Annotated in this window: 11 protein-coding genes; 5 read left to right on the top strand and 6 right to left on the bottom strand. The window is 68.9% G+C overall.

Annotation, left to right across the window (positions count from 1 at the left end):
* The first annotated feature begins 84 nt into the window (after positions 1-84).
* Together topA and COC42_RS10355 are read left to right on the top strand one after the other, a co-directional pair.
* Positions 85-2,643, top strand: coding sequence for a type I DNA topoisomerase (gene topA / locus COC42_RS10360; RefSeq protein WP_096343282.1), 2,559 nt, complete (start codon positions 85-87; stop codon positions 2,641-2,643).
* A gap of 221 nt (positions 2,644-2,864) precedes the next feature.
* Positions 2,865-4,610 (top strand): asparagine synthase-related protein, encoded by a 1,746-nt coding sequence (locus COC42_RS10355; protein ID WP_096343281.1) that lies wholly within the window; start codon positions 2,865-2,867, stop codon positions 4,608-4,610.
* Between the two features lie 30 nt (positions 4,611-4,640).
* Here the strand turns inward: COC42_RS10355 and COC42_RS10350 are convergent, their stop codons facing one another.
* The 3 genes from COC42_RS10350 to COC42_RS10340 form a co-directional block, all read right to left on the bottom strand.
* On the bottom strand, positions 4,641-5,564 hold the full coding sequence (locus COC42_RS10350; RefSeq protein WP_096343280.1) for a right-handed parallel beta-helix repeat-containing protein: 924 nt from the start codon (positions 5,562-5,564) through the stop codon (positions 4,641-4,643).
* A 64-nt stretch (positions 5,565-5,628) separates the two neighbouring features.
* Positions 5,629-8,139, bottom strand: a complete 2,511-nt coding sequence (locus COC42_RS10345) for an ABC transporter permease (RefSeq protein WP_096343279.1) — start codon at positions 8,137-8,139, stop codon at positions 5,629-5,631.
* On the bottom strand, positions 8,136-8,861 hold the full coding sequence (locus COC42_RS10340) for an ABC transporter ATP-binding protein (protein ID WP_096343278.1): 726 nt from the start codon (positions 8,859-8,861) through the stop codon (positions 8,136-8,138). Before COC42_RS10340 ends, COC42_RS10345 begins: the two co-directional genes overlap by 4 nt.
* A 22-nt stretch (positions 8,862-8,883) precedes the next feature.
* On the opposite strand from COC42_RS10340, the gene COC42_RS10335 reads away from it, so the two are divergent.
* Positions 8,884-9,558: an arylesterase gene (locus tag COC42_RS10335; protein WP_096343277.1), complete on the top strand. Its 675-nt coding sequence runs from the start codon at positions 8,884-8,886 to the stop codon at positions 9,556-9,558.
* Between the two features lie 4 nt (positions 9,559-9,562).
* On the opposite strand, the gene COC42_RS10330 is transcribed toward COC42_RS10335, so the two are convergent.
* Positions 9,563-9,919 carry a GntR family transcriptional regulator gene (locus COC42_RS10330; RefSeq protein ID WP_096343276.1) on the bottom strand — a complete coding sequence of 119 codons (357 nt, stop codon included), beginning with the start codon at positions 9,917-9,919 and terminating at the stop codon, positions 9,563-9,565.
* A gap of 40 nt (positions 9,920-9,959) precedes the next feature.
* Positions 9,960-10,538 (bottom strand): nitroreductase family protein, encoded by a 579-nt coding sequence (locus tag COC42_RS10325; RefSeq protein ID WP_096343275.1) that lies wholly within the window; start codon positions 10,536-10,538, stop codon positions 9,960-9,962.
* Between the two features lie 157 nt (positions 10,539-10,695).
* On the opposite strand from COC42_RS10325, the gene COC42_RS10320 reads away from it, so the two are divergent.
* Entirely contained in the window at positions 10,696-12,285 is a 1,590-nt protein-coding gene (locus COC42_RS10320; protein WP_096343274.1) for a peptide MFS transporter, read from the top strand.
* Positions 12,286-12,372: 87 nt separating this feature from the next.
* Here the strand turns inward: COC42_RS10320 and COC42_RS10315 are convergent, their stop codons facing one another.
* Positions 12,373-14,154, bottom strand: coding sequence for an amidohydrolase (locus COC42_RS10315; protein ID WP_096344129.1), 1,782 nt, complete (start codon positions 14,152-14,154; stop codon positions 12,373-12,375).
* 45 nt (positions 14,155-14,199) lie between these two features.
* Between COC42_RS10315 and COC42_RS10310 the strand changes: the two genes are divergently transcribed.
* Positions 14,200-15,012: a DUF4163 domain-containing protein gene (locus tag COC42_RS10310; protein ID WP_245844212.1), complete on the top strand. Its 813-nt coding sequence runs from the start codon at positions 14,200-14,202 to the stop codon at positions 15,010-15,012.
* Positions 15,013-15,043 lie beyond the last annotated feature (31 nt).

The raw sequence follows: 15,043 nt of genomic DNA, 5'->3' as shown, positions 1-15,043 counted from the left end.
CTTCGGATCGACGATCGACGGGTTGACGCCCACCGTACCGGCTCCCCATCCTCGCGCGTACACGTAAGGGACCATTTCGCCTCCATGCAGCTCGTCATCGTCGAATCGCCCGCCAAGGCGAAAACCATCGAGAAATATCTGGGCGGCGATTACCGCGTCCTCGCTTCCTACGGCCATGTCCGCGACCTGCCGCCCAAGGACGGGTCGGTGAACCCCGATGAGGGGTTCGCGATGGAATGGGAAACCTACGCCGACAAGGCAAAGCAGCTGAAGGCGATCACCGACGAAGCCAAGAAGGCCGACCGCCTGATCCTCGCCACCGACCCTGACCGCGAAGGCGAGGCGATCAGCTGGCACGTGCAGGAGGTGCTCGCCAAGAAGAAGGCGCTGCCCAAGGCGGTCGAGCGCGTCACCTTCAACGCGATCACCAAGCCCGCGATCCTTGCGGCGATGAAGGCTCCGCGCGAACTCGATACTGACCTGATCGACGCTTACCGCGCCAGACGCGCGCTCGACTATCTGGTTGGCTTCACGCTCTCGCCCGTCCTCTGGCGCAAGCTGCCGGGGGCCAAGTCGGCGGGCCGCGTCCAGTCGGTGGCGCTCCGCCTGATCGTCGAGCGCGAGCGCGAGATCGAGGGGTTCACCCCCCAGGAATACTGGTCCGTGCTGGCCGAGATGGAGGCCGACGGCACCCGCTTCACCGCCCGCCTCGCGCGGTTCGAGGGCGAGAAGCTTGACCGCCTGTCGATCGGCGACGAGGGCACCGCGATGCGCGCCAAGGCGGCGGTCGAGGCCGGCCGCTTTACCGTCACCGCGGTCGAGACCAAGCCCGCGACGCGCAATCCGCCGCCGCCCTTCACCACCTCGACCCTTCAGCAGGAGGCCGCGCGCAAACTCGGCTTCTCGGCGAGCCACACGATGCGGGTCGCGCAGAACCTCTACGAGGATGGCGCGATCACCTATATGCGGACCGACGGCGTCCAGATGGACGGCTCGGCGATCCAGGCCGCGCGCGCGGCGATCGCGCATCGCTATGACGCGGGCTATGTCCCCGACAAGCCGCGCCAATACCAGACCAAGGCGAAGAACGCGCAGGAAGCGCACGAGGCAATCCGCCCGACGGACTTCGGCCGCGACCGCGTCGGCACCGGCGACCATGCGCGCCTCTACGACCTCATCTGGAAGCGCGCGCTCGCCAGCCAGATGGCCTCGGCCCGGATGGAGCGCACCGCGATCGAGATGGAGGACGGCACCGGCCGCCACATGCTGCGCGCGACGGGTCAGGTCGTGCTCTTCCCCGGCTATCTCGCGCTGTACGAAGAGGGCCGGGATGACGAGGGCGACGAGGACTCCCGCCGCCTGCCGCTCCTGCGCACCGGCGACGCGCCGGCCAGGCATGGCGTCAACGCCGAGCAGCATTTCACCCAGCCGCCGCCGCGCTTCTCCGAAGCCTCGCTGGTGAAAAGGCTTGAGGAGCTCGGCATCGGCCGCCCCTCGACCTACGCGTCGATCATTCAGGTGCTCAAGGACCGCGAATATGTCCGGGTCGAGAAGAACCGCTTCTTCGCCGAGGAAAGCGGCCGGCTGCTGACCGCCTTCCTCGAGCGCTTCTTCGAGAAATATGTCAGCTACGACTTTACTGCTGGGCTTGAGGAGGAGCTCGACGACGTGTCGGGCGGCCGCGCCGAATGGCAGTCGGTTCTCGCCGACTTCTGGCGCGACTTCCGCCCGCGCACCGACGAGGTGATGGAACAGAAGCCGAGCGACATCACCGCCGAGCTCGACAAGTTCCTCGAACCCTATCTCTTCCCCAAACAGGCCGATGGCTCGGACCCGCGGCTCTGCCCCAATTGCGGCAACGGGCGGCTGGCGCTGCGTGGCGGCCGCTTCGGCGCGTTCGTCGCCTGCTCCAACTATCCCGAGTGCAAATATACCCGCCGTTTCGCGCAGCCGGGCGGCGAGGCGGGCGAGGATACGGGGCCGGAAACGCTGGGCAACGATCCCGAAACCGGCCTGCCGGTCGAGCGCAAGTCGGGTCGGTTCGGCCCCTATATCCAGCTCGGCGAGGGCAAGGAGGCCAAGCGCGCGTCGATCCCCAAGGATATCGGCGAGCTCGATCTCGAAATGGCGCTCAAGCTCCTGAGCCTGCCGCGGACGATCGGCGCGCACCCGGAGAGCGGCGAGCCGATCACCGCCTCGATCGGCCGCTATGGCCCCTATCTGGCGCATGCGGGCAAATATGCCCGCCTCGCCTCGACCGCCGAGGTGTTCGAGACCGGCATGAACGCCGCAGTCGTGAAGCTCGCCGAAGCGGCAGCGGGCGGCGGCCGGCCGGCGCGCGGGGCGGCGCAGGCACCGCTCAAGGTGCTGGGCACGCATCCGACCAGCGGCGGCGAGGTAAAGCTGATGGAGGGCCGCTACGGCCCCTATGTCACCGACGGCACCACCAACGCGACACTACCCAAGACCGCCGACAAGGACGCGCTGACGCTCGAGGAGGCGACGGCGCTGATTGACGCGCGCGCGGCAGCGGCCCCGGCGAAGAAGGGCGGGAAGAAGAAAGCACCCGCGAAGAAGGCGGCGCCGAAGGTCGCAGCACCGAAAAAAGCCACGGCAAAGAAACCGGTCGCGAAAAAAGCGTAGTCCTTGCCCTTCACGGGGTGACGTGTCGAGGGAGCGTCTCGCGCTTCCATCTCGTACCCCGGTGAAGGCCTGGGCTCACCTTCGGCACGCTGCGGAGGACGCGCCGCTCGACGGGACCCCGGCCTTCGCCGGGGGTATTGCCGCGAGATGCGACCGGCGGACACGCATCCGCCCCCCCACCCCTATTCGCTTTGTTAAGCATGCCGCGCTAGGCCACCTGCATGGCCGGACTCTATCTCACCCGCGCGGACGATCCCGATCGCGCGCGCGCGCGGATCGACGCCGCCGCCCGGCAATATGGCGATCACGGCTTCGGCCAGCCGACGCAGATCGAAATTCCCGGCTGGTCGGGGCTGCACTATGCTTACGTCCAGGGCGGACCGGCGACATGGCATCAAGCCGGTGACGATCTGGTCGCGGTGGCGGGCACGCTCACCTATGCAGGACGCATCGGCACCGCGGCGCTGGCGGCCTTGCTCGACGAGTATCGCGGCGGCGACCCCGATTGGTCGCGGCTCGGCGGCCAGTTCAGCGCGCTCCTGGTCAAGGACGGGCGCGCCTGGGCGTTCTGCGACTGGTTCGCCGCGCACCAGCTGCATCACGACTTCGGCGACACCGTCTTCTCGACCTCGCTGACCGCTGCACTCGTGTCGCTGCCGCGGGTCAGCTTCGATCCACAGGGCGTCTACGAGTACGCCTTCAATGTCGTGCCTGTTGGCGACGACACGGTCTTCGCCGAGCTGAAGACGCTCGGTCCCGGCGCGGTCGTCGAACTGACGCCCGGTGGGAGCGTCCGCCATCGCTACGACCGCCCGCTGCCCGACCTCCCGACCGACGAGCCGCTCGGCGATCGGATCGAGCACCACCGTGCAGCGCTGTCCGACACGGTTCGTGCGCATCTCGGCCATTTCCGTACCGTTCATGCGCCGCTCTCGGGCGGGCTCGATTCGCGCCTGCTCCTCGCCGCGCTGCGCGCCGAGGGCGTCGATCCCGCCCTCTACGTGTACGGCGCGCGCGACGACGAGGATGTGCTGATCGCGGAAGCGATGGGCGACGCGCTCGGCTTCGACGTCGAATGGGTCGACAAGGACGGGGCGTTCTCGCCCACGCCCGAGGCATTCCCGGCGGTGGTCGAGTCCAATTTCAGGGCGTGGGACGCGCTCCCCACGTTCGGCAACATCTTCGACAACGGCGGCGCCGTCTGGGCGCGGAACAAACGGCATGCCGGCGGCGGATTGGCGGCGTCGGGCGGCTGCGGCGAGGTGTGGCGCGACTTCTTCTTCCTGCCCGACCGGCCACTGTCGTCGCGGACGGTGGCGCGCAGCTTCTTCGCACGCTTCGACGCACGCGATACGACCGACCTGTTCGACGCGCAGTCCTTTCTCGGCGTTGTCGAGGGCAAGATCGCCGAGGCGCTCGGCGCCCCCTCCGCCACCACGCGCCTGTCGCGGCAATGGATCGAGCAGGCCTATCCCCGCGTCCGCTGCCGGTCGCTGTTCGGGCGCGAGATCAGCCTCGAATCGCGGCAGGGCGCCTATGCGATGCCGTTCCTCGACCCGCATGTCGTTGCAGAGGCGATGAAGCTGCCGATGGCGCTCAAGCAGGCGGGGGATTTCGAATCGCGCCTGCTGACCGCGATCGACCCCGCGCTTGCGGCGCAACCCTCCGCCTATGGCCATGATTTCGCAAGCGGCCCCGACCGGCGACATCGCCGCGCCGAATGGTCGTCGCGAATCCGCCCCACCTGGCTCCGCCAGCGCAGCTACGCCATTCAGCGGCGGCTTCGGCCGATGGGCGACGAGCATGGCGGGCTGCTCGAGCCCGACTATATGCGCCGCGTCATCGATCTCGACATGCCGGTGATGCGCCGCTTCTTCCATGTCGAGCGCGTCACCGACAGCGCCGTTTGGCGGCGGCTTGCGGCGCTCGAGTATCTCGGGACATGGCTTGGCGGACGCCTCGCGTGACTCCCCTCCCCGACACGGGAGTCGAGAAGGTCAGCGCGTCGCATATTCCCTGATCCGCGGCGCCAGCGTGTTGCCGCGCACTATCACCCCGTCCTTGGCCCAGTCGCCGACGAACACCGTTTCGTATTTAAAGGCGGGGGCAAGGCTCGCGCGGTTGTTTTCGACTACCAGCCCACGCGACGAATGCTCGATCCCCTCGGGCGCGACGGTGATCATCGTCGAGTAGTTTTCCTTGTCCGGCCCCTGGACGAAGCTGTTGTCGGCGATCCGACCGCTCGCCCCGTTGGGCAGGTCGATCATGTAGTTGGTGGTGTGACCACGGCTGTCGTCAAAGCTGTTGTCGATGATCTCGATCCGCGGTGCGCGGCTCTTGACGTAATGGCCGCCGGTGCCCTGCTCGAAGCGGCTGCGCGTCACCCTGAGGCCGCCATAGTTGCCGATATAGAGCGCGTGGGCGCCGGTGCCGTCGGGATGCTTGCCGAGCCGCGCGAAGGTCGTCTTGTCGATGCTGATCGTCGAGGACGGATCCTCGGCCGACAGGATGCCGCACTGGCCGTCGACGAACATCGTGTTCACCACTTCCAGATTGCCCGTCTCGATGCGGATGCCGGCGCCGTTGCCGTCAGGGACGAAGGTGCGGGTGAAGACGATGCCGTCGACCTTCGCCCCCTGTCCGCGCAGCACCAGTGTCGCCTTGCCCTCACAGATCGCGCCGTCGAACACCACCTTGCCCGGTTCGGCGACGAAGGCGATCCGGCCGGCGGTCTGCACCGCACAATCGCGATAGCGGCCCGGCGCGATACGGATCGTGCCACTGCCGCCGCCGATCGCGTTCACCGCGTCCTGCAGGCTCGCATAGCTGCCGCCGCCCTCGACGCTGTAGGGGCCGCCGCCCTGGCTGAGCGCGGGCGCGGCGAGAAAACTGGCGGCGAGCAGCGCGACAATGTGGCGCATGGGACGATCCTTATCCGAGTCCCTGCACCATTTATCACTCGGGCGGCCGCGCCGCGGCGGTTAATCAGAGCCGGCGCAGTACCGCTGCGGGACGCGCCGAGAGGACCGGCCAGCTCCCCGCCAGTCCGATGCCGAGCGTCAGCAGCGCGCCCGTCCCGAGCGTCCCCAGCACTACGCCCCAGTCGGGCGCCCAGCCGAAGTCGAACACGCGGACGATGACGAACCACGCGGCCCCGCCGCCCAAGCCTAGCGCCAGCAGCGCCAGCACCGCCGCCAGCAGCGCATACTCGATCGCCTGCGCGCCCAGCACCTGAGCCCGTGTCGCGCCCAGCGTCTTGAGGATCGTGCTGTCATAGGTGCGCGCCGCCCGGCTCGCGGCGATCGCACCGATCAGGACGGCAATGCCCGCCAGGATCGCCACCGATGCCGACAGCAGGATCGCCGCCGCCATCTGATCGAGGATCGTGCGCACTTGCCCCACGATCTCCGCCGTGGCGATGATCGAGGCCGAGGGGAAGGCGGCGAGGAGCGCACGCGTCACCGCGCCCTGGTTCGCGTCGTCCATCTCGATCGTCGCCGTGAGGCTGTGCGGCGCCGCGGCGAGCGTGTTGGGCGAGAAGACCATGATGTAGTTGAAGCCCAGCGTCTCCCAGTGGATCTCGCGCAAATTGGCGATTTGCGCCTCGATCTCGCGGCCGAGGATGCTGACGGTCAGCGTGTCGCCGACCTCCACCCCCATCGCCCCCGCCGCCTCGCGGTCCAGCGACACGAGCGGCGGGCCTTGGTAATCGGCGGGCCACCATTTGCCCGCGGTCAGCACGCTCCCCTGCGGCAGAGTCGCCGAATAGGTGACGCCGCGCTCGCCGCGCAGGAACCAGGCGTCGTCGGGAATCTGCGCAAGCTCCGCCACACGGGTGCCGGCATAGGCAACGATCGTGCCGCGCAGCGACGGGACGATGTTGAGCGCTGCCTCGGGTGCATTGGCCTTGACGAGCCGCTCGAAGCGCGCGCGCTGGTCGCTCGGCACGTCGAGCACGAACTGGTCGGGCGCGCGGGCGGGGACGGCGCGGGCGATCTCGGCATCGAGGCTGGTCTGGATCGCCGCCAGCGTCACGAACAGGGTGAGCGCCAGGCCAAGCGCGACGACGAGCGCGCCCGTCTGCGCGCCCGGGCGGTGGAGGTTGGCGACCGCCAGCCGGACGAGCGGCGCCCTCGGCCGCGGCACCCGCGCCGCCAGCCGCCGGATCGCCCAGCCGAGCCCGGCCAGCAGCAGCAGCACGCCCGCGACGCTTCCCAGCACCGCCGCCGCGAACAGCGGATCGCGCGCGCTGAGAATCGCAAGCGCCACGATCCCCGCCGCGGCAACGCCGACCCGCGCGACCGTCCGCCGCTCGATCCCGCCGCGCCGCTCGACCCCCTCGCGGAACAGCGCCGCCGCCGGCATCGACCGCGCGCGGGCAAGTGGGGGGAGCGCGAAGGCGAACGCGATGAGCAGCCCGAACGCCGCGCTCGTCAGGAGGGGCAGCAGGTGGAGGCCGACCGCGGGCCTGACCGGCAGCAGATCCCCGACCAGCGCAACGATCACCGCGGGCAACGCCGCGCCCACCGCGAGCCCGCTCGCCACCGCGACGAGCGACACCGCACCGATCTGCATCAGATAGAGGCGCTCGATATCGCGGCTGGTCGCGCCGAGCACCTTCAATGTCGCGATGCCGCCCCGCTTGGCGGTCAGGTACGCGCCCACACCGTTGCCGACGCCGATCCCGGCGATCACCAGCGCGGCAAGGCCAATCAGCCCTAGAAACTGGCCGAGCCGCTGGAAGAAGCGGTCGGCCCCCGGCGCCGCGCGATCTCGTGTCTTGGTCTCGAATCCCTCGGCCGGAAACCGCGCCTTCAGCCGATCGACCACCCCCGATGGCGGCGTCGCGGCGGGGAGCGTCAGCCGGTACTTCGCCTCGTAGAGCGCACCCGGCTGGACCAGCCCGGTGCGCCGGAGCCCCTCGAGCGACACGATCGCCACGGGGCCGAGGGTGAACCCTTCGCTCACGCGGTCGGGCTCCTCGGCGATGATCCCGGCGACGAGAAAGCCTGCGGTGCCATAGCGCAGCCGGTCGCCGACGCGCAGCAACAACCGCTCGGCGAGCGCTCGATCGACGACGATCGTGTCGGGCCCGAGCGGCGCATAGCGGCCGCTCGCCAGCCGAAGCGTCCCCGTGAGCGGATAGGCGGCATCGACGCCCTTCAGCTCGGTCAGCACCGCGCCCGGCGTGCCCGCCCGCGCCGGTCCGTTCGCCATCGCGCGCAGCCGGATGGTCTTGGAGAAGCCCGTCGTCCCTTCCCGCATCGCCGCAAGCGCGGCCGCCCCCGCCTCGCGCTGCGTCATCGCCACCTCGACGTCACCGCCCAGGATCACGCGACCGCGCGCCGACAGCTCGGTCGAGATCGAAGCAGTCAGGCTGCCGATCGTCGCCAGCGTCGCGACGCCCAGGAACAGGCAGACGAACAGGAGGCGCAGGCCGCGGAAGCCCGCATGGAGGTCGCGGCGGGCGATCCGCCAGAGCGCGGCGGGGCTCAAGCGGCGCTGTCCTCGACGATGCGGCCGTCACGCATCCGGATTACCCGATCGCAGCGCGTGGCCAGCGACGGATCGTGCGTAATCATCACCAGGGTCGCGCCCGCGGCACGCTGCCGCTCGAACAAGAGCTCGACGATTGCCCCACTCGTCGCCTCGTCGAGATTGCCCGTGGGCTCGTCGGCGAAGAGGATCGCCGGCGCGGGAGCGACGGCGCGGGCGATCGCCACGCGCTGCTGCTCGCCGCCCGACAACTGCGCCGGATAATGAGTCAGGCGATGGCCGAGCCCGACCGCGGCCAGCTCCGCCTCCGCCCGCGCGAACGCATCGCCCACACCCGCCAACTCCAGCGGCACCGCAACATTCTCCAGCGCGGTCATCGTTGGCAGGAGGTGAAAGGCCTGGAGAACGATCCCGATCCGGCCCCGCCGTGCGCGCGACAGTCCATCCTCGTCCAGCGACGTGAAATCGACACCGGCCACCTCGACCCGGCCACCGCTTGCGCGTTCGAGGCCCGACAGGATCGCCATCAGCGATGACTTGCCCGACCCCGACGGCCCGAGGATCGCAACCGAACTGCCCGCGGCGATGTCGAGGTCAATGCCCCTGAGGATGTCGGTCGGGGCCTGGCGGCTGCCGAGCGAAAGCGTGACATTCTGCGCGACGATCGCGATATCGGGGCGCACACGGATCGCAGGATCGGCGGCGATCGTTCCGGCTGGCATGGGTGGCAAAATGCGTCCTTCGATGAAGCGTTCGGCAGCATATGTGGTGGCGGCGCTGTTTCTCCAGTCCTGCTCGGCCGACGCGCCTGCACCCGCTCCGACGCCGACACCCGGCGCGCGTGCCGAGGCGGCGGACACGCGCCTTGTCCTCGCGTTCGGCGACAGCCTCTATGCCGGCTATGGGGTGCTGCCGCAGCAGGCCTTCCCTTACGTCCTCGAACAGCGGCTGAAGGCCGCGGGCGTGCCGGCGACCGTGCGCAATGCGGGCGTATCGGGCGACACCAGCGCGGCGGGGCTTCGCCGGCTCGCCTTCACGCTCGACGGGCTTCCGAAAAAGCCCGAGCTCGCCATTGTCGGGCTGGGCGGCAACGACATGCTGCGCGGCATCGACCCCGCCGAGACGCGCGCCAATCTCGACGCGATCTGCGCCGAGTTGAAGAAGCGCGGCATACCGATCGTGCTGACGGGCATGCGCGCTGCGCCCAATCTAGGCGCCGACTATGTCAGGGCGTTCGAAGGCATCTATCCCGACCTCGCGAGGAAATATAATGCCGCGCTCGACCCCTTCTTCCTCGAAGGCGTCGTCACGAACCCCGCGCTGATGCTTCCCGATCGCATCCACCCGAAGCCTGAGGGGATCGTGCGGATCGTCGATCGCGTGACGCCGCTGGTGCAAAAGGCGCTGGCAACGCGCTGACGGATCAGACCCGCTCGCGGTCGAACAATTCGTCGGCACTCAGGCCCAACAGCGCGATGTGGTCGCGAACGCGCGGCCAGTAGCTCTTGAGGAAGCGGTCGCGTTCGGCGACGCGCAGCGCCTCGGCGGCGCCGGGAAGCACGAACATGCCGACGCCGCGCCGCACCTCGACATAGCCGTCGTCCTGGAAGGTCTGGTACGCCTTCGCCACCGTCAGCGGATTGGCCCCCACCTCCGCCGCGAGCGCGCGAACCGAGGGGAGCTGGTCGCCCGCGCGGTACTCGCCCCGCAGGATCGCCGCTGCGATCGTCGCGCGAAGCCGCATGTACACGGGCGAGTCGTCATGTTCGATCGCTGTCATGCCGAGTTAATACGGCAAATGGGTGCGCTTGGAAACCGCTTCAGCCGGACCAATCCGAAAGTATGAGGTCGAGCGCAGGCCGCGGCCGCTCCTCAAGCGCACGCGACGGCGTGCCGATGAAGACGAACCCCGCGATCTTTTCGCCCGCGCGCGCCCCTAGGCCCGTAAGCACGGCGGGCGAGAATGCCGCCCAACCGGTCAGCCATCCACCGACGAAGCCGTGCGCATGGGCGGCGTGGAGCAGATTCATGACCGCCGCCCCCGCCGACAATTCCTGTTCCCACGACGGGATGTGGCTCTCGCGCGGCGACGATAGGACGACGATCAGGCTCGGGGCCTGATGCGCGAACTGGCGCACCGCCTCGATCTCCAGCCGCTTGGCCTCGGGCCGTTCGGCGAGATACGCCGCTTCCAGCATCGCCGCGAAGCCCTCACGCCGCTCGTCCGGGATTACGACGAAGCGCCACGGCGCGAGCTTGCCGTGATCGGGCGTTCGCGCCGCCATCGCGACCATGGACGCGATCTGGTCGCGATCGGGGCCGGGGGCGACCATGTCGCGCGGCTTGCCCGACCGGCGGCTGGCGAGATAGGCGGCAAGGCTGGAGGTGTCGTTGAACATGGCCCTTCAGCTAGCGATCCCGCCAGCGCCCGCCAAGGCGCGTTCATCCGCCCGACAAGTCACATCTGTGACATTGCGCTTGGCTTTGCGCGTTTGCCGGCTAGGGTCGCGGGCAAAGTGCCGGCACGGGACCGGCCCGACCATGGAGTGACGCCGAATGGCGACTGGACAAGCCCCCGCCGCGCCGGCGGCGAAGGAGTTTCTCGGCCACCCGCGCGGCCTGTTCGTGCTGTTCTTCGCCGAGATGTGGGAGCGCTTTTCCTATTACGGGATGCGCGCAATCCTAATCCTGTTTCTGACCAAGCATTTCCTGTTCGGCGACGAGCCCGCCTATGCAATCTACGGCGCCTACACCTCGATGGTGTACATCACGCCCGTGCTCGGCGGCTATCTGGCCGACCGCTATCTCGGCGCGCGGCAGGCGGTGCTGGTCGGCGGATTCTTCATCGCCGCGGGTCATCTGATGATCGCGCTGTTCGAAGGACCGGCGGGGCAACAGGGCCTTTATCTCGACGGCTTCTACCTGGGGCTTGCCTCGATCATCATCGGCACCGGCTTCCTCAAGGCGAACATCTCGGTCCTTGTCGGTCAGCTTTACCGGCGCGACGATCCGCGGCGCGACCCGGCCTTTTCGATCTTCTACATGGGCATCAACCTGGGCGGGTGGCTGGGGCCGATCGCGGTGGGTATCCTCGGCGAGACAGTGGGCTGGTCGTGGGGCTTCGGCGCGGCGGGCGTCGGCATGGTCGCGGGGCTGATCGTCTTCATCATCTTCGGCCACGAGTTGCGAGGCGCAGGCGAGCCGCCAAACCGCGCACTGCTCAAGGCGCCGGTCGCAGCCGGTCTGTCGCGCGAATGGATCATCTATCTGGGCGCCGTTGTCGGTGTCGGCATCTCGTGGTGGCTGATCCGCTTCCAGAATGCGGTCGGCTGGGCGCTGATGACGTGCTTCGTCATCACTTACGCCTTCATCGTATGGAAGGCGGTCGCAAAGCTGGCGCGCGAGGACCGCGACCGCATCTTTGCCGCCTTGTTCCTCATCACGTTGTGCCCACTATTCTGGGCGCTGTTCGAGCAGGCGGGATCGTCGCTCAACCTCTACACCGATCGTCAGGTCGACCGGACCATCCTCGGCTGGGAAGTGCCCGCGTCGGTGTTCCAGTCGGTCAATTCGATCTTCATCATCATCCTCGCGCCCATCTTCGCGTGGCTGTGGACGTTCCTGAACAAGCGCGGGCTGGAGCCCAGCGCGCCGTTCAAGTTCGGCATCGGCCTGATCGTCGTCGGCCTCGGCTTCCTCGTCCTCGTTGCGGGCGCGGCGAGCACCCCGGGCGAGCTGACGCCGGTGATCTTCATCTTCGCGGTCTACCTGCTCCACACCATGGCCGAGCTGTGCTTCTCGCCCGTGGGCCTGTCCAACATGACGCGGCTGTCGGTCGCGAGCATGACCGGGCTGATGATGGGTGCCTGGTTCCTCGCGACCGCAGGCGGCAACTTCATCGCCAGCCTGATCGCTCAGGCGACCGGCGGCGAGGGTGCGGGGCCGGAGCGCGTGCTCGAGGTCTATTCGACGATCGGCTGGTTCTCCGCCGCGGTGGGCGTCGGCGTGCTGGCGGTCGCACCGTTCGTGGCGCGGCTGATGCACCTCGACACGCTGGGCGATGCCGACCACGCACTGGCGGGTGAGGCGGAACTCGCCGAGCCGGCGGCGCCCGGCACGCGGACGGGCGGCGAGCTCAAGGTGTAAAACCTTCCCCCGCCAGGGGGAGGGAGACCGCCGCCGGCAGTGGAGGGGGCGGGTCGCACGCACCGCGCTCGCGGCGCCCCCCTTCCGTCAGGGTTCGCCTGGCACCTCCCCGTTGCGGGGAGGATACCGCCCCGGCTCGACCGGCCCCGCCTTGACCGGCGCGGACCCGCCCTCTGGCACGGGCAGCGCGCGCTGGCCCTCGACCCACACCTTCTCGCCATTGACCCAGGTCTCAAGTACGCGCGTCGCGCGCAGCTCCGCCGGCGCGGCCATCGTCGGATCGCGATCGACGACGATGAAGTCGGCGCGCATCCCGGGGGCGATCCGCCCCAGCCGGGTTTCGGCGAACCCGGCATAGGCCGCGTCGATCGTAAAGGCGCGCCACGCCGCCTCGCGCGTCAGTGCTTCTTCCGGCCGCCAGCCGCCGAACGGCTGGCCATCCGCATCCTGGCGCGTGAAGCCCGCCGCCCAGCCGGCAAAGGGATTGGGGCTCTCAACCGGATAGTCCGAGCCGAAGGCGACGCGCGAACCGGTCGCGCCGATCGACTTCCACGCATAGGCGCCGGTGAGCCGCTGCGCGCCCAGTCGCGTCTCCGCCATCACCCGGTCGCTCGTCTGGTGGACGGGCTGCATCGAGGCGACGACACCGTTCCGGCCGAAGGCGGCCAAGTCGGCGGGATCGACGATCTGCGCATGTTCGATCCGCCAGCGCCGGTCGCCGGTATAGCTGCTCGACAGCTCCTCGATCGCGGCCAGCACCTCGGCATTGGCGCGGTCGCCGATCGCGTGGACCGCCAGCTGAAACCCGTCCATCGCCCCGCGGCTCATCTGGTTCAAAAGCTGCGTATCGTTCTGGAGCGGCAGCCCGGTCTGGCCGGGCGCATCGGCATAGGGTGCCTTCAGCCACGCGCCGCGCGACCCCAGCGCGCCATCAAGATAGAGCTTGATCCCGCCCATCCTGAGGCGATCGTTGTAGAGCCACGGCGTCGGCCCGCTTACCCCTACGCGCACTGCCGTCTCGACCGAATTGGCATAGCTCATGATGTGGATGCGCAGCAGATTGCGGTCGCCCATGTAGCGATAGGTCAGCCAGTCATCGAGGCTGGTGCCCATGTCCGCCGTCGCGGTGATGCCATTGGACAGGAGGATGCGCTGCGCCTCGAGGAACGCCGCATTGCGCTCACGCGGGGGGGCGGGGGGCACCGCCTTGGCGACGAGCGCCATCGCCGCGTCGACGAACACGCCCGAAGGCGCGCCGCTCGGCAGTTTCTCGATCCGTCCACCTGTGGGCGCGACGCTCTTCGCGGTCACGCCCGCCGCCTTCATCGCCGCCGAGTTCGCCCAGGCCGCGTGGCCGTCCACCCGGTCGAGCCAGACGGGCTTGCCCGGCACGATCGCGTCGAGTTCGGCCGCGGTCGGAAAACGGCCGAGGCCCCATTTCTCCTGGTTCCAGCCGCCGCCGGTGATCCATGGCCGGTTGGGATTGGCAGCGGCATAGGCGGCGATCTTCGCCTTCGCCTCTTCGAACGTCTTGGTGTCCGACAGGTCGAGCGACAGCGCCTTGAACCCCAGCTCCATAAAATGCCCGTGCGCGTCGATCATGCCGGGCAGGACGACGCGACCCTTCATGTCGGTGCGCCAGTCGAGCTTCTCCGGCCGCTTGTCCTTGCGGCCGAGCACGCGGGTGATCCTGCCGTCCTCGTCGATCAGGATGCCGGTGAAACGCTCGGGCCGGCCCTTCTCGTCAAGCGTCACGCCGTCGACATTGTCGATCAGCCCGTCGGCGAGGGCCGGCGCCGCGAGCGCGGTGGCGGCAAGCAGCAGGGCGGCGTGGCGGGTCGGTCGGGCGAGGAAGCGGTTGAGAAGCATCATCGCGCTGCCATATGGCTTGCTCGGGTTTTTGGCGAGGGCGTGATGCGGACGGTAGCGATGCTGGGGCTCGGTGCCCTCCTCACGGCGTGCGACCCTGCGCCCGAGCAGCCCGCAATGCCGGGCGGGAACGATGCTGCACCCCCCGTTGCGACAGCGCCGGCCCCGTCGCCGACGCCCTCGCCCGCAGCCCGGCCGAGCAGGACCGCGCTGAAGACCGACAACTACAGTTTCGAATATAGCTACCCGGCCGAGGCAGCGGCGATCCCCCCGCTCGCGCGCTGGCTCGCCGGGCGGCGCGCGGCGTTGCAGGCAGAGCTCGACAAAGACACCGCCGCGTTCCGCAAGGAGGCCGAGGTCGGCGGATTCGACTTCCGGCCTTATGACTCAACCACAAGCTGGCAGGTCGTGACCGACACGCCGCGCCTGCTCAGCCTGTCTGCCGAAATCTATGTCTATTCCGGGGGTGCGCATGGCAGCCCGGGCTTCGACGCGCTGGTCTGGGACAAGGCGGCGGGTCGGCGGCTGGCGCCGACCGAGCTGTTCGTTTCGTCCGAGGCGATTCAACGGGCGGTGGGCACCGCCTTTTGCGCAGAGATCGACCGGCTGCGGCAGCAGCGGCGCGGCGTGCCTGTGGTCCGATCGAACGACGCCTTCAACAACTGCCCCGACGTGGCCGAAGCGACGCTGATCCTGGGATCGACGAACCGGCAGAAGATCGATCGGATCGGCCTGCTCGTCGGGCCGTATGTCGCCGGCCCTTACGCCGAGGGCACGTTCGAGGTGACACTCCCCGTCACCAAGGCGTTGATCGGAGCGGCAAAGCCCTATTATCGTGATGAATTCGCGGTGAGGTAGAAGAAGGAACCGGGATACCGGCCCGTAGATT

Origin of the sequence: Sphingomonas spermidinifaciens, from assembly GCF_002351485.1 — a bacterium.
Classification (GTDB): domain Bacteria; phylum Pseudomonadota; class Alphaproteobacteria; order Sphingomonadales; family Sphingomonadaceae; genus Sphingomonas; species Sphingomonas spermidinifaciens.
The sequence above is the reverse complement of the archived record's forward strand: the minus strand, read 5'-3'. Positions and strand labels throughout refer to the sequence as shown.

Excerpts from the sequence above, each read along its gene's own strand:
- COC42_RS10310 (WP_245844212.1), top strand. The coding sequence starts at position 14,200 with ATGCGGACGGTAGCGATGCTGGGGCTCGGTGCCCTCCTCACGGCGTGC.
- COC42_RS10330 (WP_096343276.1), bottom strand. The coding sequence starts at position 9,919 with ATGACAGCGATCGAACATGACGACTCGCCCGTGTACATGCGGCTTCGC.
- COC42_RS10325 (WP_096343275.1), bottom strand. The coding sequence starts at position 10,538 with ATGTTCAACGACACCTCCAGCCTTGCCGCCTATCTCGCCAGCCGCCGG.
- COC42_RS10320 (WP_096343274.1), top strand. The coding sequence starts at position 10,696 with ATGGCGACTGGACAAGCCCCCGCCGCGCCGGCGGCGAAGGAGTTTCTC.
- COC42_RS10315 (WP_096344129.1), bottom strand. The coding sequence starts at position 14,154 with ATGCTTCTCAACCGCTTCCTCGCCCGACCGACCCGCCACGCCGCCCTG.
- COC42_RS10350 (WP_096343280.1), bottom strand. The coding sequence starts at position 5,564 with ATGCGCCACATTGTCGCGCTGCTCGCCGCCAGTTTTCTCGCCGCGCCC.
- COC42_RS10340 (WP_096343278.1), bottom strand. The coding sequence starts at position 8,861 with ATGCCAGCCGGAACGATCGCCGCCGATCCTGCGATCCGTGTGCGCCCC.
- topA (WP_096343282.1), top strand. The coding sequence starts at position 85 with ATGCAGCTCGTCATCGTCGAATCGCCCGCCAAGGCGAAAACCATCGAG.
- COC42_RS10335 (WP_096343277.1), top strand. The coding sequence starts at position 8,884 with ATGAAGCGTTCGGCAGCATATGTGGTGGCGGCGCTGTTTCTCCAGTCC.
- COC42_RS10355 (WP_096343281.1), top strand. The coding sequence starts at position 2,865 with ATGGCCGGACTCTATCTCACCCGCGCGGACGATCCCGATCGCGCGCGC.